Annotated in this window: 18 protein-coding genes and 4 tRNA genes; 15 read left to right on the plus strand and 7 right to left on the minus strand. The window is 38.5% G+C overall.

The window, feature by feature from the left end; all coding sequences use genetic code 11:
* Positions 1-10: 10 nt before the first annotated feature.
* The 4 genes from F3J02_RS10660 to F3J02_RS10675 all read right to left on the minus strand — a co-directional run bounded on the left by F3J02_RS10660 (position 11) and on the right by F3J02_RS10675 (position 2,622).
* A complete protein-coding gene (locus F3J02_RS10660; protein WP_167249146.1) occupies positions 11-418 on the minus strand; it encodes a hypothetical protein in 408 nt (135 codons plus the stop codon).
* 24 nt (positions 419-442) lie between these two features.
* Entirely contained in the window at positions 443-1,360 is a 918-nt protein-coding gene (locus tag F3J02_RS10665) for a DMT family transporter (RefSeq protein WP_167249148.1), read from the minus strand.
* A complete protein-coding gene (locus F3J02_RS10670) occupies positions 1,357-1,935 on the minus strand; it encodes a TetR/AcrR family transcriptional regulator (protein ID WP_167249150.1) in 579 nt (192 codons plus the stop codon). The genes F3J02_RS10665 and F3J02_RS10670 overlap by 4 nt, the downstream gene beginning before the upstream one ends.
* Positions 1,936-2,079: 144 nt before the next feature.
* Positions 2,080-2,622: an HPP family protein gene (locus F3J02_RS10675; RefSeq protein ID WP_167249152.1), complete on the minus strand. Its 543-nt coding sequence runs from the start codon at positions 2,620-2,622 to the stop codon at positions 2,080-2,082.
* A 91-nt stretch (positions 2,623-2,713) separates the two neighbouring features.
* Here F3J02_RS10675 and F3J02_RS10680 point away from each other — a divergent pair, with 91 nt between their 5' ends.
* Positions 2,714-3,274: a TetR/AcrR family transcriptional regulator gene (locus F3J02_RS10680; RefSeq protein ID WP_167249155.1), complete on the plus strand. Its 561-nt coding sequence runs from the start codon at positions 2,714-2,716 to the stop codon at positions 3,272-3,274.
* A gap of 72 nt (positions 3,275-3,346) precedes the next feature.
* On the opposite strand, the gene F3J02_RS10685 is transcribed toward F3J02_RS10680, so the two are convergent.
* Both F3J02_RS10685 and F3J02_RS10690 read right to left on the minus strand, forming a co-directional pair.
* Positions 3,347-4,447 carry a DUF6670 family protein gene (locus F3J02_RS10685; RefSeq protein WP_167249157.1) on the minus strand — a complete coding sequence of 367 codons (1,101 nt, stop codon included), beginning with the start codon at positions 4,445-4,447 and terminating at the stop codon, positions 3,347-3,349.
* 101 nt (positions 4,448-4,548) lie between these two features.
* Positions 4,549-5,439 carry an ATP-binding protein gene (locus F3J02_RS10690; RefSeq protein ID WP_005183333.1) on the minus strand — a complete coding sequence of 297 codons (891 nt, stop codon included), beginning with the start codon at positions 5,437-5,439 and terminating at the stop codon, positions 4,549-4,551.
* Positions 5,440-5,613: 174 nt separating this feature from the next.
* On the opposite strand from F3J02_RS10690, the gene F3J02_RS10695 reads away from it, so the two are divergent.
* The 14 genes from F3J02_RS10695 to F3J02_RS10760 all read left to right on the plus strand — a co-directional run bounded on the left by F3J02_RS10695 (position 5,614) and on the right by F3J02_RS10760 (position 20,442).
* Positions 5,614-7,122, plus strand: coding sequence for a DUF3336 domain-containing protein (locus tag F3J02_RS10695; RefSeq protein ID WP_167249159.1), 1,509 nt, complete (start codon positions 5,614-5,616; stop codon positions 7,120-7,122).
* The gene (locus F3J02_RS10700) at positions 7,097-7,915 is read left to right on the plus strand and encodes a protein kinase domain-containing protein (protein ID WP_167249161.1); all 819 of its coding nucleotides are present in this window, start codon (positions 7,097-7,099) and stop codon (positions 7,913-7,915) included. Before F3J02_RS10695 ends, F3J02_RS10700 begins: the two co-directional genes overlap by 26 nt.
* Positions 7,916-8,021: 106 nt before the next feature.
* Positions 8,022-8,106 (plus strand) — tRNA-Leu (locus F3J02_RS10705).
* A 68-nt stretch (positions 8,107-8,174) separates the two neighbouring features.
* A tRNA-Trp gene (locus F3J02_RS10710) sits at positions 8,175-8,248 on the plus strand.
* Between the two features lie 147 nt (positions 8,249-8,395).
* Positions 8,396-8,480, plus strand: a tRNA-Leu gene (locus tag F3J02_RS10715).
* 67 nt (positions 8,481-8,547) lie between these two features.
* Positions 8,548-8,621, plus strand: a tRNA-Trp gene (locus F3J02_RS10720).
* A gap of 571 nt (positions 8,622-9,192) precedes the next feature.
* Positions 9,193-10,236, plus strand: coding sequence for an arginine N-succinyltransferase (gene astA / locus F3J02_RS10725; RefSeq protein ID WP_167249163.1), 1,044 nt, complete (start codon positions 9,193-9,195; stop codon positions 10,234-10,236).
* Positions 10,237-10,688: 452 nt separating this feature from the next.
* Positions 10,689-12,140 carry an amino acid permease gene (locus F3J02_RS10730; protein ID WP_167249165.1) on the plus strand — a complete coding sequence of 484 codons (1,452 nt, stop codon included), beginning with the start codon at positions 10,689-10,691 and terminating at the stop codon, positions 12,138-12,140.
* Between the two features lie 245 nt (positions 12,141-12,385).
* Positions 12,386-15,226, plus strand: coding sequence for a type VI secretion system Vgr family protein (locus tag F3J02_RS10735; protein WP_167249168.1), 2,841 nt, complete (start codon positions 12,386-12,388; stop codon positions 15,224-15,226).
* Entirely contained in the window at positions 15,223-16,740 is a 1,518-nt protein-coding gene (locus F3J02_RS10740) for a hypothetical protein (protein ID WP_167249170.1), read from the plus strand. The genes F3J02_RS10735 and F3J02_RS10740 overlap by 4 nt, the downstream gene beginning before the upstream one ends.
* A 2-nt stretch (positions 16,741-16,742) precedes the next feature.
* Positions 16,743-17,807 (plus strand): Imm72 family immunity protein, encoded by a 1,065-nt coding sequence (locus F3J02_RS10745; protein WP_167249172.1) that lies wholly within the window; start codon positions 16,743-16,745, stop codon positions 17,805-17,807.
* A gap of 49 nt (positions 17,808-17,856) precedes the next feature.
* Positions 17,857-18,708 (plus strand): hypothetical protein, encoded by an 852-nt coding sequence (locus F3J02_RS10750; RefSeq protein ID WP_167249174.1) that lies wholly within the window; start codon positions 17,857-17,859, stop codon positions 18,706-18,708.
* Positions 18,709-18,727: 19 nt separating this feature from the next.
* A complete protein-coding gene (locus tag F3J02_RS10755) occupies positions 18,728-19,552 on the plus strand; it encodes a hypothetical protein (RefSeq protein WP_167249523.1) in 825 nt (274 codons plus the stop codon).
* Between the two features lie 71 nt (positions 19,553-19,623).
* The gene (locus F3J02_RS10760; protein ID WP_167249176.1) at positions 19,624-20,442 is read left to right on the plus strand and encodes a hypothetical protein; all 819 of its coding nucleotides are present in this window, start codon (positions 19,624-19,626) and stop codon (positions 20,440-20,442) included.
* Positions 20,443-20,508: 66 nt separating this feature from the next.
* Here the strand turns inward: F3J02_RS10760 and purB are convergent, their stop codons facing one another.
* Positions 20,509-21,897, minus strand: coding sequence for an adenylosuccinate lyase (gene purB / locus F3J02_RS10765; RefSeq protein WP_005202605.1), 1,389 nt, complete (start codon positions 21,895-21,897; stop codon positions 20,509-20,511).
* Positions 21,898-21,937: the final 40 nt, after the last annotated feature.

Genomic DNA, 21,937 nt, shown 5'->3' on the forward strand with positions numbered 1-21,937 from the left:
CTTTGTTGTATTAAATAAAATGGTTGACGCATAACTTAATCTTTTTAAGCGATAAGTTTGTGCATCCATGACGAATACATTTTTCTGCTGAAAATCCTGCATGGCTAAGAACTGCTAGGAATTGTTTTACTGCTTTAACCTCTTGTTCTGATAAGAGATGATTAGCAGCATTTAATTTTATGCCTAGAATTGGGCAAGCATCCTCAGTAGGCGAGCACTCAAAATACCACCATTGTTGACATTCTGAACATTGATAGCAAGTTCTAGAGTAGTCAAAAGAAGGAGTAGTCTCATATGTAGGACTTTCCTCTCTGAAGTAGTGTGGAAAGTTGTTGCTTGCTTCAAAATCAAAACTAAAAAGATTGGTAAATTCATCGGGACATGCAAAAAAAGATTTTACATTTTGACATTCACACATTTTAGCCCACTTAGTTTCACAAAATTAATTTGCTTTATCGGTTTTAGAGAGTACAGCTAGACAAACAAAAATCAGCACCATACCAACCCAACCAATGGGTGCTAATTGCTCGCCAACCAGCAAAACGGCAAACAAAGCTGCAACCAAAGGTTCAAATAACGTTAGCGTGGTCGCGGTACTAGCTGAAATGGTCTTTAAGGCATAGCCAAATAACAGATAACCGAGAAACATTGGGATTAGCATCATATAACCGACAACATACAAATTCACAGGCTCATCAAAAAGATTTGAGCCAGTAAAAAATAATGTTGGTAATAAGATTAAAGCACCGAAGCCAAAAATTAATCCCATTGAGGCTTTTGAGTCAATGCCACGGTCTATCATCTTTTTTGCAGCCCAAGAATATAAAGAATAAGTGAGTGCTGCGATAAGTCCAAGAATAATGCCAATGCTTTTTTGGTCTGTTTCAATTGTGTGTGCAGATGCTTGAGAATGTGATTCGCCAATCGATAATAGTAAGACCCCAGCTACGCCGAAGACAAAACTGATAAACCATTTTCCAGAGAGTGCTTTTTTATCAAAGAACTTTTCCAGTAGTGCCGTAAATAAAGGGGCTGAGCCAATTGAGACGACCGTACCAATGGTGATCCCCGCCATACGCATCGACGAATAGAAAGCCAATGGATAAATCGCAACAGAGACCATGCCAATCAACAGTAATGGGTAGTAAGAGCGAATTTGAGGTAAATGACTGAGGATATTTTTATGGGCTAATAGGGCTTGTAATAAACCACCACCACCCATTGCGAATGCGCCAATCGCTAAAGGGCTTAGATTTGGGGCATAAGAAGCGGCTGTGCCTGTGGTTCCCCATAAAATAGAGGCAATGAGGACAGCGATAAAGCCAGAATGTGTACTCAGGTTAGAAGAAGTGGTACTCAATTTGAAACCTCTTGTTCTAATAGATTTTTAACCATTTGTTTTGCGGCAAATACTTTATCGCTTGAACTTTCTAAACCTGCACGGGCAATCGAGCCTTCCAAGATAAATGAAAGCATCAGCGCCAGTTCTTTGACTCGGTGTGGGTTGGTGCTGAGTTGCTGTAAATGACCCGCTAAAATCGCTTCAATTTCATCTTTATGCTGTTTAACCGCCAAACGTTCAGGGCTATGTGCAGGGAATTCTGCGGCTGCATTGAGTAGGCCACAACCACGAAAACCTTTTTCATAAGCAAATTCGGCATGATCTTGATAAGCATCAAAAACCGCCAAAATACCATCGATTGGGGTTTGGATTTGAACTTTTCTCTTTTCGTATAAATCCAGCCATTCTTGATGGCGTGCTTCGATATAGCAGGTGATTAGATCTGATTTGGTGGCAAAGTTATTGTACAGCGACATTTTTGCCACATTGGCTTTCTCTGTAATGCTATTGATGCCTGTATTGCTAATGCCATCGTTATAAAACAATGTCGAAGCTGCATCCAAGATTTTTTGTTTTGCTGATTTCGAGCTCATAAGAAAATATATTTATATATACCGACCTACCTAATTTTATTGAAAAGTAAATTATTTGCAAGGAGAAATTGGAATTTCATTGAAACTTGATTAAGAGGGGGCATCGATTAAAACGCTGAAATTGCGCTTTAATCGATAGATGGATTATTCGATATTTTTCTTACTGTGGATAAAAGCCAATCCATACACAGGCCATTTCTTTTCTGATTTAAGGTTATTGACCAGCCATGCGACCAGCACCAAAGCAATTGAACCTAATAGCACGGGGAAAAATAAGAAACTCCAGTGGTATTGAATAGTATTGGCTGTTAGCAAAATTACTAATGGATTTGCTCCAGCAGGGGGGTGAACACAACGTAAAAGTTGCATGGCTGCAATTGCACAACCGACAGAGAGTGCGATGCTCAAAGCTGATGTGCCAAAAACTTTAAGGAACAGTAGGCCGATAAATGCTGAGATAAAATGACCCAATATTACATTACGAGGTTGAGCTAAGGGGGATTGAGAAACTGCATACAAGATGACACAGGTTGCGCCAAAAGGAGCCATAATAAATAGATTGTGGGTGAATTTACTGAGCAGGATTAAGATCAAAATGCTTAATGTGCCGCCAATTAAACTTCTTATAATATCAATGAATTGAGGTAAGGGGGCAAGATGTTCTCTACCGTTGAATAAAGATAACATGGTGATCTCACGACTAGGTTGCTTTATGGCGATAATAGAACTAAAATTATAAATAGTACAGATCTGTACTATTTTGAATGAGTAAATTTTTATGTCGAAGTCTGCTGATAAAATTTTGCATACCGCAGAAAAATTATTTTATGAAAATAGTTTTGTTGGGGTCGGGGTTGACCTTATTCGAGATGAATCTGGCTGTTCAAAAACTACGATGTACACCTATTTCAAAAATAAAAATCAATTGGTGAAGTCGGTCTTGGAAGCACGGGATGAAAAGTTTAGGCAGCGTTTATTGGATTATGTGGCGGAGGCAACAGGGCGAGAGGCATTGAACAGGTTGATCGATTGGCACTTATTATGGTTTCAAGAAGATAACTTTAAAGGATGTTTATTCGTCAGAGCTGTGGCTGAGTCGCATTTGGGTGATCAAGACATCATCTCCGTATCTAAAGAACATAAAGTTTGGATTAGAAACTTGATCACAGAATATTTGCAATCTTATTCAAAGGCAGAGATGTTGGTTGAAGTGACTTATACGCTAATTGAAGGACTCATTAGCCGTTTTTTGGTCGAAGGTTATGATGCAAAAGTGGCAGCGGAGATTAAATATTCAGTCAATCAAATGATTGATGTATTTGATCCAGCAGCACTTTAAAGGTTAGTCGGGAAACTGTTCTATCGTATGTGAGTAAGCCTTTGATCAATTACAAAGGCTTACTGTTCTTATTTACTGTTTAAATGCGCTTTGATCTTCTACATCCACATATTCGATATAACCTCGACCTTGAACAGGGGCATTTAAATATTCACCTGTGAAGGTATAAGCACTGGCATAGCCAATGCCATGACCATAACGGAACGGACTATCAATTTCTGCAGTGATATCTAAAATTTTCTGATCAGCATCATCTTTGACAGACCAAGAGAACAATTGCGGTAAGCGCATTTTCTTACCACTTGGTGAAACATAATCATCAACTTGATGTGCAATCACCTTGAATTCGACATTGGTATAGACTTCAGCAGGCTTGTCGGTATGTCGAACATGCAAGGTATAGGCTGCTGGTTGACCCAAAATATCCGCTTTGGTGAGTAATAATTGGGTGGTATCGCTTAAGTTGATAATTTGATAGGTAAAGAAATCGAGTGGTAATTTATACGGTTCCGGTAACAGCTTTTTCACCACGCCATGTGCACCTGTAGCGCGGGCATATTCATAGGTACACAAGCCTTCGGCAGGCGTGATTTTCCCTTGATACTCAAGCTGACCCTTGAAGTTTGCCAATAAACTAAAATGATCATAAATCGGGGTTTTAATAAACCATGAGATTTTATCGGTGACATCTAAATTAAATTCAAAGCTGAGCCCATGGTAGGCACCTTTGAGATGAATATTTGGTAGAGTTCCTTGGATAGAAACTTCTTCACCGAGCTCAATGGTTGTTCCATTGTCTTGAATATTGGTCTGTTCTGGAATGATATAGGCTTTTAATAGATGTTTATCTAGCGCCGCAGTGCTGGAGAAAAACGTTGCAGTCTTTCTTGGGTCACCTAAAGTAATATCATCATGGTCAAATGCAAGTGCTCCTGGTGTTCCCAGTAAGATCATAATATTTAAATAACGATGTGGCTCAGGCAGCAGAGGAAAGAAAATTCCATAATGTGTCCAGGTATAAAAATTCCCATCAGTGCGTGGGCGAATGATGTCTGGTTCTGAAAATGGTGTTGTTGAATATTTTACGGCTTTATCAAGCGTACCTTGTGCCAATAGCAGGCTTTTACCCAAAATTTTGCTGGTCAGGGATGTCGGTGGCAATTGTTTCTTCATCTTGTTTCCTAAACTCAATCCATGCTGTGACAGCTAGATTATGAGAAACAATTGCCAATGCTAAGCGGAAATAAGGACAAAGCTACGGCTTTTCAGGACATTTATGCAGAGGCTTTGTTCGACAATTTTTCTAGATTTTGCGAGCCAATCCAGTGCTTTGAGAACTGATAGGCTGCGCGCCCAGAACGCTGACCACGTGCTTGACACCACTTCAGACTTTCACCACGAACCAGATCGTTATATTCCAGGCCTGCTTTCACAATGTAGTGCTCTACAATTTGTAAATACAACTGCTGATCCATGGGATAGAAGGAGAGCCACATCCCAAATCGATCCGAGAGCGAAATTTTTTCTTCGATTGCTTCTTGCGGATGTAACTCTGTGTATTGCGGTACATCCACCTTACGTACTGGTGTGTTTTCGTGCATAAACTCAGGCAGTAAATGACGACGGTTACTGGTTGCATAGATAATAAAATTGCTTGAGCCAGATTGTAATGAACCATCCAAAACGCTTTTTAGACTACGATAATTTTCATCTTCGGCATTGAAGGCCAGATCATCACAATAAACGATGAATTTTTCAGGACGATGTTCAATCAGCTTTTGAATTTTGGGTAAATCAGATAAATCATCACGCTCAATTTCAATCAAACGTAAGCCTTGAGTGGAATACTCGGTGAGGAGCGCACGTACAATCGATGATTTTCCAGTACCACGAGAACCTGTCAGTAAAACATCATTGGCAGGCAGGCCGTTCAGGAACTGTAAGGTGTTTTGGATGATCTTGTCTTTTTGGCGCTCAATGCCTTTTAAATCTTCCAAATGCATTTTTTTAGGTTGTTGTATGGCGACCAGTTGCTGATTTTCCCAACGGAATGCGATTGCTGAAAAGTCAGTGGGTTGCTTTGGTGCAGGGAGAACTTGCTGAAGCTGTGTTAAAACACTCGATAGCGATTGAAGAATAGATTCGGGTAAATCAAGGATAGCCATACATATAAACCAAACTCAATGATGAATAGGGATACTATCACTGCTATTACCGAAATAAAGAAAATATCATCAGAAATATCGAAATAAATCGATTTTACCCTTGATTGTTGTGGCTGCTTTTTGCATTGTATAGGTGCAAGAAGATAAAAAATAAGCTGAAAATCAGGATCGCGAATGTTCAATAGAGTTCAAGAGAAAAAGAATACATATCAGACACATAGAGTTGATGTGTTGCAAGAACGCTTAAGACATGCCAGTTCTTATACCGAATGGAAAGAAATTGCACTTAAACTGGATGAAGAATCAGGTCATGAAGCATGGAAATATGACAATGAATCGCCTTATTATGATGCGGAAATTTTATCTAAACGCTATAACTTATTAAAAAAATATCGTATGCAACATCGGACCCTCGATTTGATTTATGTATTACGAGAAGGGCTGTCTTATGACTTTGCCAATATTGGGCATCCGATGTTATTTGCACAGACCTATATAGGCACTAAAAAAATCATTGAAAACTATGTTGAGGAAATGAGTGATTGCTTACGTTACTTGGCTTCGAGTGAATGTATTACCTTTCAACTAAAAGAAAAAATCCAGTTTTTTGAAGAATGTCAAAAGGCCTATGGTCAACCTGCGGTGATGTTTTCTGGAGGCGCAACGCTAGGTTTATTTCATACAGGGGTGTGTAAAGCATTAATCGAACAAGATCTCATGCCGCAGGTTTTATCAGGCTCGAGTGCAGGGGCAATCATGACGGGAATGTTAGGTGTTTCTACACCAGATAAAGTTCCTGAATTGTTGCAAGGAGAACATTTTTTTAGTGATGCATTTAAATTTAGGAAAGTTACTGAGCTATTGAAGGTGAATGGTGGTATTGCCGATGTGATGTATTTGAAAAAATTCCTGATGCAAAACTTGGGTGATGTCACTTTTTCAGAAGCTTACCAGCAATCCAAACGTCATATTAATATCGTGATTGCACCCTATAACACAGCCCAAAATCCACGTATTATGAATGCACTGACTGCACCGAATGTATTGGTGTGGAGTGCAGTCTTGGCTTCTTGTGCGGTGCCAGTGTTATTTCCACCTGTGCATCTGACCAGTAAGCGTTATGATGGGCAACATACGCCATATCTCGCCAATACCAAATGGGTGGATGGTAGTATGCGCAGTGATTTTCCGCAGGAAAAGATGGCTCGGCTCTATAATATTAATTACACCATTGCCAGTCAGGTCAATCCGCATATCGTGCCGTTTATGCAAAGTGATACCGAACGTTTCCGCAGAGATGTACTCAGTTGGCCTGAACGGATTGTTCGGCGTCAAGGTAAAGCCATTGCAATGGAAGTCATGGATTTAACACGTAGCCATATGGGCAGTTTCTTCCCGATTCGTCGGGTATTGGATCATGGTTATGGCATTTTGGGGCAACGTTATTATGGCGACGTCAATATTATTGCCAAATATGGACTCAGACATTATAGCTATATGCTGAAAAACCCACGGCCAAAATTGTTTAAAATCTTGCAGCAAGAAGGTGAGCGTGCCACATGGCCGAAAATTGCTTCTATTGAAATACATGCACGAATTGGGAAAACCATTGAGCATTGTCTAATATCGTTGCGGAAGCAGGAAGAAAAGCAGCAGAATGAGTTTTACTACGTGGACCTCTAATCCAAAGATTCAACTTAACGATCTAAACTTAGTGACCAAAGCGCAAAGTTATGCCTTTGGGCGACGTGTCTATACCTTCCAAGTTGATCAACAATTGTATTGGCTGAAATTTCATGCAACCAATGATCAGCCTGTTTTGGCACAGGCTTTCCAACGAGAGTTAGCTTTTTATCAGCACTGTCAGCAATCAGAACAACAGTTTTTATTACCATTCCAAATGATTCCATTGCGTCATTTTGTAAATGAATTAGATCAGGATGGAATAGGGCTGATCACAGTTGATGCGCATGATTTTTTTGCTGATGCTCCTGTTTTTGAGAATATTGAAGAAATCAAACAAAAGATATTTTTGGCCTTAGATGCGCTGGATGCATTGCATCAAGTCGGGTGGGTACATGGCGATTTGAAAGCAGAACATTTTCGTTTCTATGAAAACTCATGTCGGCTGATTGATTTTGAGCAATCTTTTCGGATCGGGCATCCGATTCACACTCTAGATGCAACACCACATTATATGGCGCCAGAGCTTTTTCAGGGGGCTGGGAAAAGTATTCAAAGTGATTTGTATGCCTTGGGGATTATTGTCTATGAATGGCTCACCCAATCTCGATTAAAGGCGAGCACTTATCACGATTGGGCAGTATTGCATTGCCAACAACTACACATTCGACTTCTATCTACATTGCAATGCTTTTTTCCTTTACTTATTGGCCTCACGCAAAAGCATATTAAACAACGCTTTAATTCAGTTTTAGAGGCAAAAGATTGCCTAAAACGACTAGAAATGTTGTAAAAGTAAACATAAATGCGTGATTTGAATATTATCTGTTCATTTGAATGGTTTTTTTAATAGAAAGACTTGTCAGAAAGTATGTTTCTCACTAATATGCATACCCATCGGGGGCGTGGCGAAATTGGTAGACGCACTGGATTTAGGTTCCAGCGCCGCAAGGTGTAAGAGTTCGAGTCTCTTCGCCCCCACCATATTTAAAAAGCAAGAGTATCTTGCTTTTTTTATGATTAAACGAAACAGAGTTTAATCATGTGGTTATAGAGGATTGGTGTAATGGTAGCATGACGGTCTCCAAAACCGTTCGTCAAGGTTCGAGTCCTTGATCCTCTGCCAAATTCAAAGGAACTTTATTTAAAGTTCCTTTTTTTGTGCCTGCTGTTTCTATCTGTATATTAAAAAAGCATTAGCTTTCATAAACATAGTTTTTTTATAAAAAGGGCTTGTCAGTAGAAAGGTTTATCTCTAATATACACACCCATCGGGGGCGTGGCGAAATTGGTAGACGCACTGGATTTAGGTTCCAGCGCCGCAAGGTGTAAGAGTTCGAGTCTCTTCGCCCCCACCATATTTAAGAAGGTAAGTATTTCTTATTTTCTTATGATTAAGTCAAATATGATTTAATCATGCAGTTTAGAGGATTGGTGTAATGGTAGCATGACGGTCTCCAAAACCGTTCGTCAAGGTTCGAGTCCTTGATCCTCTGCCAAATAAATAAAAAAGCCCTTGTGAAAACAAGGGCTTTTTTATGCTCTGCAATTTATCTTAGATAAGATCTATTTTTCGAACGATTCCTTATATTTTTTTATTGCTTAGCGTGCGAGTAAACTTTGGTTTGAACTTGGTGTCTTGTTTTTTGATTTCAAACCTTTGAGATACGATTTAAATTTTAATTCATTCCAAAAGTGGAAAATAATTTTCATATTGTCACTGTCAATAAATAAAATGCTAAAAAACAGCTCATTTTTTGCTTAATTTAAAATTTTTTGTGCCAATTAGTTTTTGAATAATAGAGTAATCAGCAGAGCTGTTTATCGATTTAGATTATTCAAGTTAGATTTCAGCTTAATGAAAGAAGTCATAAAAAAGACTTACATAAATAAAGCCAGCTCGGTCATTAATGAGCTGAGACTAGGGAAAAATTTAAGAATTAAGGAATAACAAATGTCTGTATTGTGCATGGTTCAGCATAGAAAAAATGAATTGGATGTCTTACTCAAGAGTACAATCAGCGGAGCCTGTGTCTCGTTTATTCTGATTGAGAATGAGGGGGAATAGACATGATGATGATTCGTTATATCAAACAAAAAGATATTCATGATCTTTACCACTTGGCGCAAAAAGCAGGCTTTGGTTTAACCTCTTTACAACCAGATATGGAAATATTGGCTGCACGGATTGATCGAGCGATTAAAACGGTTGAAGGCAAACTGGATAAGTCAGAGCAGGGCTATTTATTTGTATTGGAAGATACCTTGCTGCATAAAGTGGTTGGTGTCTGTGGAATCGAGGTTGCCTTAGGCCTAAAAGAACCTTGGTATAATTTTCATATCGGCACACAAGTTCATTCTTCCGAACCCTTGAATGTTTATAAATCATTGCCGACCTTATATCTGAGTAATAACCACACCAACTGTAGTGAGCTATGTACCTTATTTTTAGATCCCGATTACCGTTTAAATAAAAATGGTAAGTTTTTGTCTAAGGTTCGATTTTTGTTTTTATCAGCGTTTAGACAGTATTTTGAAGAAACCATTGTGGCTGAAATGCGCGGGTTTTCAGATGAAAATGGCCGTTCACCATTTTGGGATGCGGTCGGTCATAAATTCTTTGATATGGAATTTACCAAAGCAGATTATCTAAGCGGTACGGGCAAAAAAGCCTTTATAGCGGAACTCATGCCACGGCATCCACTCTATGTCGATATGCTGCCTGATGAAGCGAAGGCAGTGATAGGAGCCGTTCATCCCAACACCGAACCTGCGTATAACCTTTTGATTGAAGAAGGGCTACGTTATAAGGGCTATGTCGATATCTTTGATGCGGGTGCAACCTTACAGGCTGATATCGAAAATCTAAGAGCCATCAAAGACAGCCATGTGTTAACTGTCCATATAGAGCAATCTGATCTGATTATGCCCGGTGATGAGCCTTATATTGTTGCTAATGATGATTATGAAAATTATCGCGCTATTCTGATCTATAGTCAGCCAGACTCAAATCAAGTGACGTTGAGTGTAGAACAAGCCCATCAGTTACATGTGAAAGAGGGTGCATCGGTACGTTTGCTTAATATCAATATTGCAAATCAGAACAAGCGTTGATGGGCTGTGTATAAGTAGAAAATTCACAGATTTAGATCTTAATTCACAGCACTTATACTGTATTTTTTAGCCATATTCTTTATTTATATCGATGCATAATTTTTTACTATCCTCGATATTTATATCTTTCTTAGATGGAATGAGATTGTGATAATAGAGTATATTTCATGTTAATTGGGTGGTAATTAAGCATAAATGGAAAGCATCATCTTTAACTCGTTTGGGGGTGAGATATGATGCTTGCGGCTAAAATACTTTTGATCAATAACAACAGATTTTAGTGCCTAGAAAAGCGATCTAATACGAACCATTTACAAGTGAGGTGTATTAATTAAGTTATTAATTTCAAAATAATTTTAGAAAAAATGGAACTTTTAAATTAAAGCATTTTAAAAATATTTTATTTTTATGAAGCATTTATAACGGTTGCTGCAAACTGGAGTAAGGATGACATGAGTCAGAATAAAGGAACGCAACTTCTGGATGAAGATTTGCAGGAAAGTTCGCAAGATGAAGAAAAATTACAACGCTCGCTGACCAATCGTCATATTCAAATGATTGCAATTGGCGGTGCAATTGGTACAGGTCTATTTATGGGTTCAGGTAAAACCCTAAGTATTTCAGGTACCTCAATTGTTTTAACTTATTTAATTATTGGTTTTTTCTTTTTCTTTGTTATGCGGGCAATGGGTGAACTGCTGCTGGCAAATACCAACTTCAAAACATTTGCTGATTTTGCGACGGCTTATATCGGTCCTTGGGCAGGTTTTTTCCTCGGTTGGTCTTATTGGTGTAACTGGATTATTACTGCGATAGCCGATGTCATCGTGATTGGGGGGTATATGCAGTTCTGGTATCCTGATATTCCAGTCTGGATACCTGCATTTACCTCGTTGGCTATTCTGACCATACTGAACTTTGTTGCTGTTCGAATGTTTGGTGAGCTGGAGTTTTGGTTTTCGTTAATTAAGATCTCCGCCATTATTCTGTTTATCCTTGCGGGTATTTATTTAATCAGTACTGGCTTTACCTCACCCAATGGCGTTAAGGCATCTATGAGCCATGTATTTGAAACTCAATCGATGTTTCCTTATGGCGTCACAGGCTTTTTAGCGGGTTTCCAAATTGCGATTTTTGCCTTTGTGGGAATTGAATTGGTCGGAACCACAGCTGCTGAAACTAAAGATCCGCATAAATCTCTGCCTAAAGCCATCAATTCGATCCCATTACGTATTTTACTATTCTATGTTGGCGCGTTGATATGCATTATCGCGGTCACGTCTTGGGCAAAAATTTCACCTGAAAAAAGTCCATTTGTTGAAATGTTCACACTGATTGGTTTGCCGATTGCTGCTGGACTGGTTAATTTTGTCGTTGCAACCTCTGCCTTATCTTCTGCAAATAGCGGCATCTTTGCGACCAGTCGTATGCTCTATGGTTTGGCGTTGGATAATGATGCACCAAAGAGTTTTAGTAAATTATCGAAGAAAAAGGTACCTATTCGAGGTCTTATCTTTTCTATGACCTGTGTCACCATCGGGACTTCTATTTTATTTATTGTGCCGAATGTCATGACAGCGTTTACGATTATCTCAGCACTGACTTCAATTCTATGTGTATTTACCTTTATGCTGATTATCCTGTCGTATATTGGCTATCGTAAAAAATTTCCAGAGTTACATTTACAGTCTAAGTTTAAAATGCCTGGCGGTTTGGTCATGGCATGGCTGACGATGCTATTTTTGGTATTTACAATTGTGATCCTTGCTTTAGACCACGATACCCTTATTGCATTGGGGCTTTCACCAGTGTGGTTTATTGGTTTGTTGATCGCTTATCGTTATAAAAAGAAAAAGATGTTAGAACTGGATATCTTAAAGGCAACTAGAGCTGATTATGTTTAAGTGGAATTAATTTACTACTACATTCTGACTCATATTAAATAAAGCAGAGCTTCGGCTTTGCTTTTTTACATTATTTTTAGAGTTAGAGTATTTGAAGAATGTTTTATATCTATGAATATCAAAAGTATTATTTTAAACCAAGAAATAATGGTGACGAAAAACGTCATAAACAGACAATACTGTATAGACAGAGGTGTATTGCTATCGCTAAAATGCCATAAATTTAAGCAAAAAAATCTATAAAAATGTTGAACAACATCTTTCAAGCTTTAGAAAGTCTCGGCCTTAGCGCACAAAAACGTGCGATTCATATTCAATTTTCTAATCAAAATTTAAATTCGCAGGTTTTTCTGCAACGTATTGATGGTCAGCATCAACTGAATGATGGATTTAAGGCAGAATTGATCTGCCTATCGACCAATGCCACCATTCCGCTGAAACAATTTATTGGTAGCCAAGCAGCGATAGATAGCGTGACCGATCAAGGTCAATTGACCCGTGTCACAGGCATTATCACTCAAGCCTTACAAGGACAATCCGACGGTAGCTTAACCTTATATAAGCTGACTTTAGAAGACCCAACAGCACTGTGGAAACAACGCCGTAACAGCCGCGTGTTTATGAACAAGAGCGTGCGTGATGTGGTGGAAATCATCTTCAAAGAGTGGCAACAAAAGAGTCCACTCTTTGCATCAAGCTTAAGTTTAGATTTAAGTGGACTCAGTCAGGACTATGATGTCCGTCCCTTTATTATGCAGTCTAATGAAAGCGATTATGACTTTCTCACCCGTTTGATGAGAAGTGAAGGGATGAATTGGCTTATTGACGAAGCTGAGCGAATCGTTGCACTCAGTAGTGCTGCGATTCAGCCGCAAAAACTACGTTTGATTGATGACAATAGCCAGTATCAAGCACTCGATCGCAGACATATTCGCTACCACCGCAGCAGTGCCACTGAACAATACGACAGCATGACCAGTCTGGTTGGACAACGTTCATTACAACCCAGCAGCGTCCATGTACAACGCTGGCAAGCAGATGCACTTGAACAGGAAGATGGTGCAGGCAGTGTGCAGAGCACACATACGCACAGTGATCAGTATGACAATGCCAGTCTAGGATTAGAACAGGCATGGCACTTTTCACCAGCGTGGATGCAAGACCTCAATGGTGAAGACGGTGCTACCCAATCGGGCAATGCACAGATCGAAAAACTGAATCAAAATCTCGGTCAATACTACGACCTACAATCAAAGCAATTTACAGCCAATACCACAGTCCGCGATACTCATGTCGGTTACTGGTTTGAATTAGCTGAACACCCTGAAATTGATCAACATGATGGTGCAGACAAAGAATTCCTGATCACAGGCAAAAACTTTTATAACCAAAATAATTTACCTAAAGATCTATATCAACAGATCAATCAACTCTTAGCACAAAGTAATTGGCAACCAACCCAACAAAGCAACACAGAAGAACGCCAAGCCAACCAGCTGACGCTGCAACGCCGCAATATCAAAACCGTACCCGAATTTAATCCGTTACAACACCGTCCAGCTGCTTCACCACAACGCGCCAAAGTGGTTGGACCAAGCGGTGAAGAAATCCATGTGGATGAATGGGGGCGCATCAAAGTCCGTTTCTTATTTACCCGCAATGACGATCATAGCCATGATGGTGGTGCAGGTGCTAATGACAATGACACTGATTCTGCTTGGGTCGATGTACTGACACCTTGGGCTGGTGAAGGCTATGGTGCACGCTTCTTGCCACGTATCGATGAAATCGTAGTGATCGACTTCTTTGATGGCAATATTGACCGTCCGTTTGTAGTGGGACGCATTCACGAAGCACAACGCAGCCCAACCAAGTTCGACAATGCAGGTAAACTGCCAGACACCAAAAAACTGGCAGGGATCAAGTCAAAAGAATATCTAGGTGAAGGTTTTAACCAACTCCGCTTTGATGACACCACAGGGCAGATCAGTGCACAACTACAAAGCAGCCATGCAGCCAGTCAACTCAATCTCGGTAAACTGAGTCACCCTAAAGCAACAGCAGAAAGTGAAGATCGGGGTGAAGGTTTTGAACTACGTACCGATCAATGGGGTACCGTGCGGGCAGGTGAAGGTTTATTACTTTCAACGCACAAACAGGATCAAGCGCAAGGTGAACACCTCGATGCTCAACCTGCCAAGCAACAGCTTGAAGGCAACCAGAGTAATGCCAAGGCATTGAGTGAGGTTGCCAAAAACCAGCAGACCGATGAGATTGAATCCGTTGAACAATTGAAAGCGTTTGCAGAACAGATTGAAGGAAAAATTGCTAAATTTAATAAAGCCTTATTGCTATTAAGCTCACCTGTAGGGATCGGTCTAAGTACCAGTGAAGATATTCATGTTTCTACAGATGGACAGATTAACCAGTTTGCGAGCGACAGTATCAATCTAAGCACACAGAAAAATCTGATTACGCATGCGCAAAACAGAATCAGTGTGTTTGCAGCGCAGAATGGGATTAAACAGGTGGCTGCTAAAGGTAAATTTGAAGCGCATGCTCAGTCGGATGGTATGGATTTACTTGCCAAGCAAGGGATTCAGATTATTTCAACTGAAGATCGTATTGAGATTGCCAGTCCGAAAGAAATTGTGATTACTGCGGGTGGTTCTCAGATCAAGCTGAATGGTTCAGGTATTTTCCCAACCACAGGTGGCAAGTTTGAGGCGAAGGCGGGGCAGCATTTGTTTATGGGTGGGGCGAAAGTTCCTATGGATATCCCTCTAATGCCAAATGAAATCAGAAAACAACTATTACTACAATATCATGATCAAGAGCCTGTTCAAGGTGCTAACTTCACAATAAGGTATAACAATGGACAGCAATATTCTGGAATTGTTAATAATAAAGGAATCGCAGATATTACAGATGCTCCCGAAGGCGAAGGAAGAATTATTTTTGGTGAAGATCAAAGACCATATCAAGTTGTTGCAACAGCAGATGAAAACCCAGAATATAAATCGGCCTGGGTAATTGATGATTTTGAAGCATCATATCAGCAAGCACTAGAGGAAAAGAATAAATGAATAGTGCAGAAAAAAAAATTGCCGTTATTGAAATTGGTAATGATATCTGGAATAGAGCGAAAAAAGCGGGAAATCAAATAGCCGATGGTGCTAAACAAGTTAAAGATGGTGTGGTTAGTGGTGGAAAATGGATTGGTGGAGCTCTACAAGGTGAGTTTAATGATAAAGCAACGGTAGGTCAGATTTTTACTGACGCTGCAATAAGTATGTTTCCAGTTGCTGGTGAGGTAACGGCGGCACGAGATTTAGTTGCAGTCTTATTGAAGATGGCTGATGACAAGAAACAAGCTTCGGAAGTTATTAATTGGGTCAAAATCATCTTATGTTTATTACCTATTATTCCGATTTTTGGCGGTATTTTAAAAGGCGTAGGTCGTCTCTTAATTACTGTAATGAAAGATGCAACTAAAGTTGCTGAAGTTGCCGCTGCGATTCTCGCTTTTTTAAGAAAAATGGGCTATGGAAACTCAGTAGCGTTTATTCAAAAACTAAATTTTGCTCAGTATCAAGCTAAAATTTTAGCTGAATTTAAGAATGGCCTCTCACGTATGAAAGGAGGCTTTGCCTTTATTAATCAAAAAATGGGTAAAGCATTACCTGAAAGCGTTAGAATTTATGTAAATTCAATGGGGCCAAAATTGGATGAGCTGGGACGTCTTGCGGACAAGATGATTCCTTCTGCTGTCAAAGAGTTAGATCAAGCCTTAAATAAAGTGCGTTCTGAAATCATTCGTCAGATGAATGAAGCGGGAGCAAAGATTGGTGGTACTCAAACCAAAGTCATGACAACAGAAGCCCGTTTAAGTTCAACTGCTTCTAAAGTGATTGCAAGTAAGGGCCATACACCTGCACCTTTGAGTCATTTTGAACCAGTAGATGGCTATACAGATTTAAGGAAAAATCTTAGTTGGGTTATTAGTACATTTAGTGAAAAGGCAGCAATAGAAGCGAAGACGTTTAAGCCAGGAAAAAAAATAAATATTAACAGAGTATTAGATTCCTCTGATCCCAAACCTTTTGGATTATTTTGGGGGGATAAACTACCTAAAAATGGCACAGAGTGGAGGTTAGATTGTGCTGTTAAATCAGAATGGTCAAAAAATGGAATTTATATTGAATTGGAGAGGATTCCTACCGTAAATGAGTTAAAGGCTATGGGGATAGATGTACCGAAAAATTGGGATGGATTAAAAGTTTGGGAAGGAAAAATTGCAGAGCAAGTAGATTTAGAAAATAAACTTGGGACAGGATTGCTACTACCAGGTGGTGCAACACAACTAGTGATTGATTTTTATCACCCAAGTAACATTCCTATAAAGCAATATATTGAGAAGCTTTCGCAAGGTTATAAGAAAACGCATTGGCCTGATGCTGTTTTACCAACAGATAACTCAATAACTGTAGAGTATTTAAAGAAATTGGAGCAATCTAAAAAAGTAGTACAGCAAGGGCAAACAGCGAGAAGTACTTCAACTACTGGGCGAGCAAATAGTCGAAATGAGGAGTTAAAATAAACGTGAAAACTAATATATTTAGAAGTCAGGCTGTGAACTTAAATAAAATGTATTCAAGCTATTCCTTTTTTAAAAAAATATATGAAATGCATGCTGAATTTGTTAGTAATTTTGAGCACTTTTTAAGAAACCCTACAGATGAGATTAAAGCAAAGTATAGTGAAAACTATGAAAAACAATACATCATGTATTTAAATGTATTGAATGATCAAGAGAAAGCATTAGAGCTTTTTTTTAAAACACCCTATAAAAATGAAATATATCCTTTATTTTTTGAAGATGGAATAAAAAGTGTAATATTTGGTCGTTACGGAGATGAAAAAGATTTAGCTAATGATCCGCTTTATATTGAATTGGGTATGAGAGGAAGAGACGGTAGTCTTTTTGAAGAACCCTATCATATTGGTGCTATTAAAAAACTTCTTATAGCATCTGAAATGTTGGATATAGCTAAGATTACAGTTTCAGCAGATTATAAGTATGCACAATATTTTTTACCTAAAAGGTTGGATAAGTTATTTCAAAAATGGAATTTTGATTCGATGTTTGAGTTAACTTATTGGCCTTTATATAAGAAAAATATTATAAATCAAGTGAGTGAATCACTAGTAGATGAGAATTTTGATTCAATTGTGATAGAGACAGAACAGGAAATAACGATAACTGGTATTTATGAAGCAAAACTAGATAATGAGGAGAGAGGCTGTCCTAATTATTTTTATCAAGGAACGCTTGCACCTAAATATAGTGAAGGGGATATACATCAATCCAAATTTACCGAATGGTATTTAATTTGGGAAGATAAGCGTTATCTAGATGGAACAATTCCGGAAGAAGAAAAATTTTATATCTTTGATATTGAAAATGTTGGTAACGTAAATGCTCATGCAGATGTAAACTTTACAGAGAAACTGAGTATACGTTCAGGTCAGATTTGTCTGAAAACAGGTTATTGGTTTACAGTTGCACAAGAAAATTCTCGTCAATACTTTAAGGAAGGTGAAATTTTACCTGAGATAAAATCTGACTGGGGTGAAGTATATTGGCAGTTTGATGGTGAAGAATAACTAAAGTGCCCTTCGGGGAATTTAAAACTTTGAGATTTATATAATTTAAATGATTGATCAGCAGAAATTAGAACTATTTCCAAAAGAAATTTATTTATTGGAACAATTTCTTTCGTATGAGTATTACTACGAAACGGTAAAGTTATGGGAGGAGTTGATTCAATATGCTGAAGAGCTGTTAGATAAATATAGTGCCAACTTAGCACGAGTTCACCGTGCTCAGCACCCATCTTATCAAGCCGATTATGTCTGGGGAATAATCGTATTACCAAATTTTAAGAGTACACTACATCATTTAATAGGTGGTCTTGAAGACTTACAACATGGTTTTTTACCAATATTAAGGAGAATGAGTAGTATAAAAAATGATTTGATTGCTCAAGGGAGAGATTATCCCTATGATTGGATGGAACAAGTAGAGAAAGGTGCAGTTGCTGAGTATAAGGCTAAGCAAGATATTGTTTTTATAAGAGCAAATAATACTTTTATTGCAAGTGACTATTATGACTCGCAATGGGACTATAAAGATCTATTAAAAAATGATGTATATAAAAGAGATGTGGGTATGGAGTATCCTCCAATATTACCTAAATATTATTTAAATCCTAATATAAGTGTAAAAACAGATGAGCCAATTATGGTGACAGGTTTTTATCGTTCTACTGAACCATATTCAGCGTGCAAGTTTCTGATGCATGAAACAAAAATGTCTGCCAAGCATCCTGAAGACTGGAAATTAGCTCCAGCGGTTCAGTGTTTTAAAACTAATCCAGACCTTTTTACGACACCAGATACAATTGAGAATTCAGAAGAAGTAGAAACTACATGGATATTGGTGGAAAAAGTAGTTGAGGACGGTGGCAGCAATTTGGCATTTAATACAGAGAAGATTTCTCAATAAACTTCATCACTGGTGTAAAATGATAGATTACTCTAAAAAGATTCTATGCAGTTTTTTACCTATTATCTTATGTATCAGTTGTAGTAATGGTCAGTCAGCTGCTCAGGCTAATGCAGATACTGAAGGTGAAGGGTTTGTTAAGAAATTAAATCCACAACATCAGTTTAAGGTTCATGGCTGTGCAATTAATTATAATGGTACAGATCTCTATATGAACTCGACTGTTGAACCTTGGATTAAAGCCTTGGGTAAAAACTATAGAAAAGTGGACAGTACGGATGGAGCTAACTTAACCAATTTATATATTTATGATGATATAGGGGTGCGATTGGTTGAGAGAAAAAATGATAAGCAAATAGATAGTTTTCGTTTCCGTTTAGAACGACCAGAGCACGATATAAAGAAAGAAACAGATGCAGAAATAGAAGAAGAGCTAAAGAAACCTGATACGGAACAAGTGAGAAGTATATTTAAAGACGCGATTGATGTAGATGGCGTACTTGTCGGTGCTTATCCAATGCATGATGAAATTAGAAGTAAATTCCATTTAAAAACACGGGTGAGCTACAACCTTACGGCAGATTGTAATGAAAATCAAAAAGGTGAATCATTTGGAATCGAGTTAAGTACCAGTTTTAATGATCCCGAAGTGATTGATCACATGTATTTTTATAATTATTTAGATTCGATGACCGAAGAGCAAAAAAAGGCATTAGGACGTAGAACTGATGAAAATGGTAGAGAAATTTGTGGTGATTATATGGATGTAAAAACTATGAAAATTGTTCCAAGTTACTGTACGCCAGAGGAGTTAGAGGAGGAAAAGAAAAATGCTCATAAATAGCCCTTTCTCAATAAATTATTTGTGTAAAGGAGCGTGAGCAATACAGCAAATGTATTTGGCAATAAAAAGTTATGAGTTACTCTAAAAAGATTCTATGCAGTTTTTTACCTATTATCTTATGTATCAGTTGCAGTAATGGTCAGTCAGCTGCACAGGCTAATGAAGATACTGAGGGATTTATCAAGAAATTAAATCCACAACATCAGTTTAAGGTTCATGGCTGTGCAATTAATTATAATGGTACAGATCTCTATATGAACTCGACTGTTGAACCTTGGATTAAAGCCTTGGGTAAAAACTATAGAAAAGTGGATAGTACGGATGGAGCTAACTTAACCAATTTATATATCTATGATGATATAGGGGTGCGATTGGTTGAGAGAAAAAATGATAAGCAAATAGATAGTTTTCGTTTCCGTTTAGAACGACCAGAGCACGATATAAAGAAAGAAACAGATGCAGAAATAGAAGAAGAGTTGAAGAAACTTGATACGGAACAAGTGAGAAGTATATTTAAAGATGCGATTGATGTAGATGGTGTACTTGTCGGTGCTTATCCAATGCATGATGAAATTAGAAGTAAATTCCATTCAAAAACACGGGTGAGCTACAACCTTACGGCAGATTGTAATGAAAATCAAAAAGGTGAATCATTTGGAATTGAGTTAAGTACCAGTTTTAATGATCCCGAAGTGATTGATCACATGTATTTTTATAATTATTTAGATTCGATGACCGAAGAGCAAAAAAAACAATTATATAGAAGCAAAGATGAAACTGGTAAGGAGGTATGTGATGAATATTTTGATGTAAAAGCTATGAAGGTTGTCCCAAGATACTGTACGCCAGAGGAGTTGAAGGAGGAAAAGAGAATAATTCAACGGAAGTAATATTGGAATCAAAAAATTACAAATAAAAAGCAGAGCCGAAGCTCTGCTTTTTTAAGCCAATCAGTTTTAGATCTTGCTGATCAAATCATTGATTTGTTTTGCTTGTTCAGCTGCATTACCAGTATAAGTTGCAGGTGTTAACTCAGCTAGACGAGCACGTTCGTCTGCTGGCACTTGTGCAAGTTCATCACCATTGACGAAGTTCACCATCATTTCACGTGTCATTGCTTGACCACGAGTAAGTGCTTTTAATTTCTCGTATGGCTTTTCAACGTTATAACGACGCATAACAGTCTGGATTGGCTCTGCAAGAACTTCTTGTGCTTGGTTTAAATCTTCATTTAAACGAGCAGCATTGAGTTCAAGTTTACCAACACCTTTTAAGCAAGCATCAAAAGCAATTAAGCTTTGAGCAAAACCAACACCCATATTACGTAATACAGTTGAGTCAGTTAAGTCACGCTGCCAACGAGAAACTGGAAGTTTTTCACCTAAGTGACCTAAAACAGCATTGGCAATACCCAAGTTACCTTCTGAGTTTTCGAAGTCAATCGGGTTTACTTTGTGTGGCATAGTCGAAGAACCAACTTCGCCATCTTTTAACTTTTGTTTGAAGTAACCAAGCGAAATATAACCCCATACGTCACGGTTAAAGTCGATCAAGATGGTGTTGTAGCGACGTAAAGCATCAAACAATTCAGCCATATAATCATGTGGCTCGATTTGTGTGGTGTATGGGTTGAAGCTTAGACCTAAAGATTCAACAAATGCTTGTGCATGTGCAGCCCAATCAATTTCTGGGTATGCAGAAAGGTGAGCGTTATAGTTACCTACAGCACCATTGATTTTGCCGAGTAACTCAACATTTTCAAATTGCTTGATTTGACGTGCTAAACGATAAGCAACGTTTGCCATCTCTTTACCCAACGTAGTTGGGCTTGCTGTTTGACCGTGCGTACGAGACAACATCGGTTGTTCAGCATGCGTTGTTGCCAAAGCTGAAATTGCATTGAGAAGTTGCTTCATGCTTGAAACTAAAACTTCACGGCCATTTTTCAGCATAAGCGCATGAGACAAGTTATTGATGTCTTCAGAAGTACAAGCAAAGTGAATGAATTCACCTGCATTTTGTAATTCATCAATGTTGGCAATTTTTTCTTTAAGGAAATATTCAACCGCTTTTACATCGTGGTTTGTAGTGCGTTCGATTTCTTTAATGCGGTTTGCATCTTCTTCAGAGAAGTTTGAAACGATTGCATCTAAAGCGGCATTGGTTTCATTTGAAAACGGCGCAACTTCGATGATTTCTGCACGATTTGCAAGTGCTTGTAACCAACGCACTTCAACCGTGACACGAGCGTGGATTAAACCAAACTCAGACAAAAAAGGACGTAGGGCATCGCATTTGCTAGCGTAACGACCATCAAGTGGTGAGAGTGCGGTTAAAGCATTCATACAGATTCCTTAAATTAAAGTCTCTCCTTATAGGAGAGAT

The sequence above is a fragment of the Acinetobacter sp. Tr-809 genome, from assembly GCF_011753255.1.
Lineage (GTDB): Bacteria > Pseudomonadota > Gammaproteobacteria > Pseudomonadales > Moraxellaceae > Acinetobacter.

Excerpts from the sequence above, each read along its gene's own strand:
- F3J02_RS10660 (WP_167249146.1), bottom strand. The coding sequence starts at position 418 with ATGTGTGAATGTCAAAATGTAAAATCTTTTTTTGCATGTCCCGATGAA.
- F3J02_RS10670 (WP_167249150.1), bottom strand. The coding sequence starts at position 1,935 with ATGAGCTCGAAATCAGCAAAACAAAAAATCTTGGATGCAGCTTCGACA.
- F3J02_RS10675 (WP_167249152.1), bottom strand. The coding sequence starts at position 2,622 with ATGTTATCTTTATTCAACGGTAGAGAACATCTTGCCCCCTTACCTCAA.
- F3J02_RS10680 (WP_167249155.1), top strand. The coding sequence starts at position 2,714 with ATGTCGAAGTCTGCTGATAAAATTTTGCATACCGCAGAAAAATTATTT.
- F3J02_RS10685 (WP_167249157.1), bottom strand. The coding sequence starts at position 4,447 with ATGAAGAAACAATTGCCACCGACATCCCTGACCAGCAAAATTTTGGGT.
- F3J02_RS10690 (WP_005183333.1), bottom strand. The coding sequence starts at position 5,439 with ATGGCTATCCTTGATTTACCCGAATCTATTCTTCAATCGCTATCGAGT.
- F3J02_RS10695 (WP_167249159.1), top strand. The coding sequence starts at position 5,614 with ATGTTCAATAGAGTTCAAGAGAAAAAGAATACATATCAGACACATAGA.
- F3J02_RS10700 (WP_167249161.1), top strand. The coding sequence starts at position 7,097 with ATGAGTTTTACTACGTGGACCTCTAATCCAAAGATTCAACTTAACGAT.
- astA (WP_167249163.1), top strand. The coding sequence starts at position 9,193 with ATGATGATGATTCGTTATATCAAACAAAAAGATATTCATGATCTTTAC.
- F3J02_RS10730 (WP_167249165.1), top strand. The coding sequence starts at position 10,689 with ATGAGTCAGAATAAAGGAACGCAACTTCTGGATGAAGATTTGCAGGAA.
- F3J02_RS10735 (WP_167249168.1), top strand. The coding sequence starts at position 12,386 with ATGTTGAACAACATCTTTCAAGCTTTAGAAAGTCTCGGCCTTAGCGCA.
- F3J02_RS10740 (WP_167249170.1), top strand. The coding sequence starts at position 15,223 with ATGAATAGTGCAGAAAAAAAAATTGCCGTTATTGAAATTGGTAATGAT.
- F3J02_RS10750 (WP_167249174.1), top strand. The coding sequence starts at position 17,857 with ATGATTGATCAGCAGAAATTAGAACTATTTCCAAAAGAAATTTATTTA.
- F3J02_RS10755 (WP_167249523.1), top strand. The coding sequence starts at position 18,728 with ATGATAGATTACTCTAAAAAGATTCTATGCAGTTTTTTACCTATTATC.
- F3J02_RS10760 (WP_167249176.1), top strand. The coding sequence starts at position 19,624 with ATGAGTTACTCTAAAAAGATTCTATGCAGTTTTTTACCTATTATCTTA.
- purB (WP_005202605.1), bottom strand. The coding sequence starts at position 21,897 with ATGAATGCTTTAACCGCACTCTCACCACTTGATGGTCGTTACGCTAGC.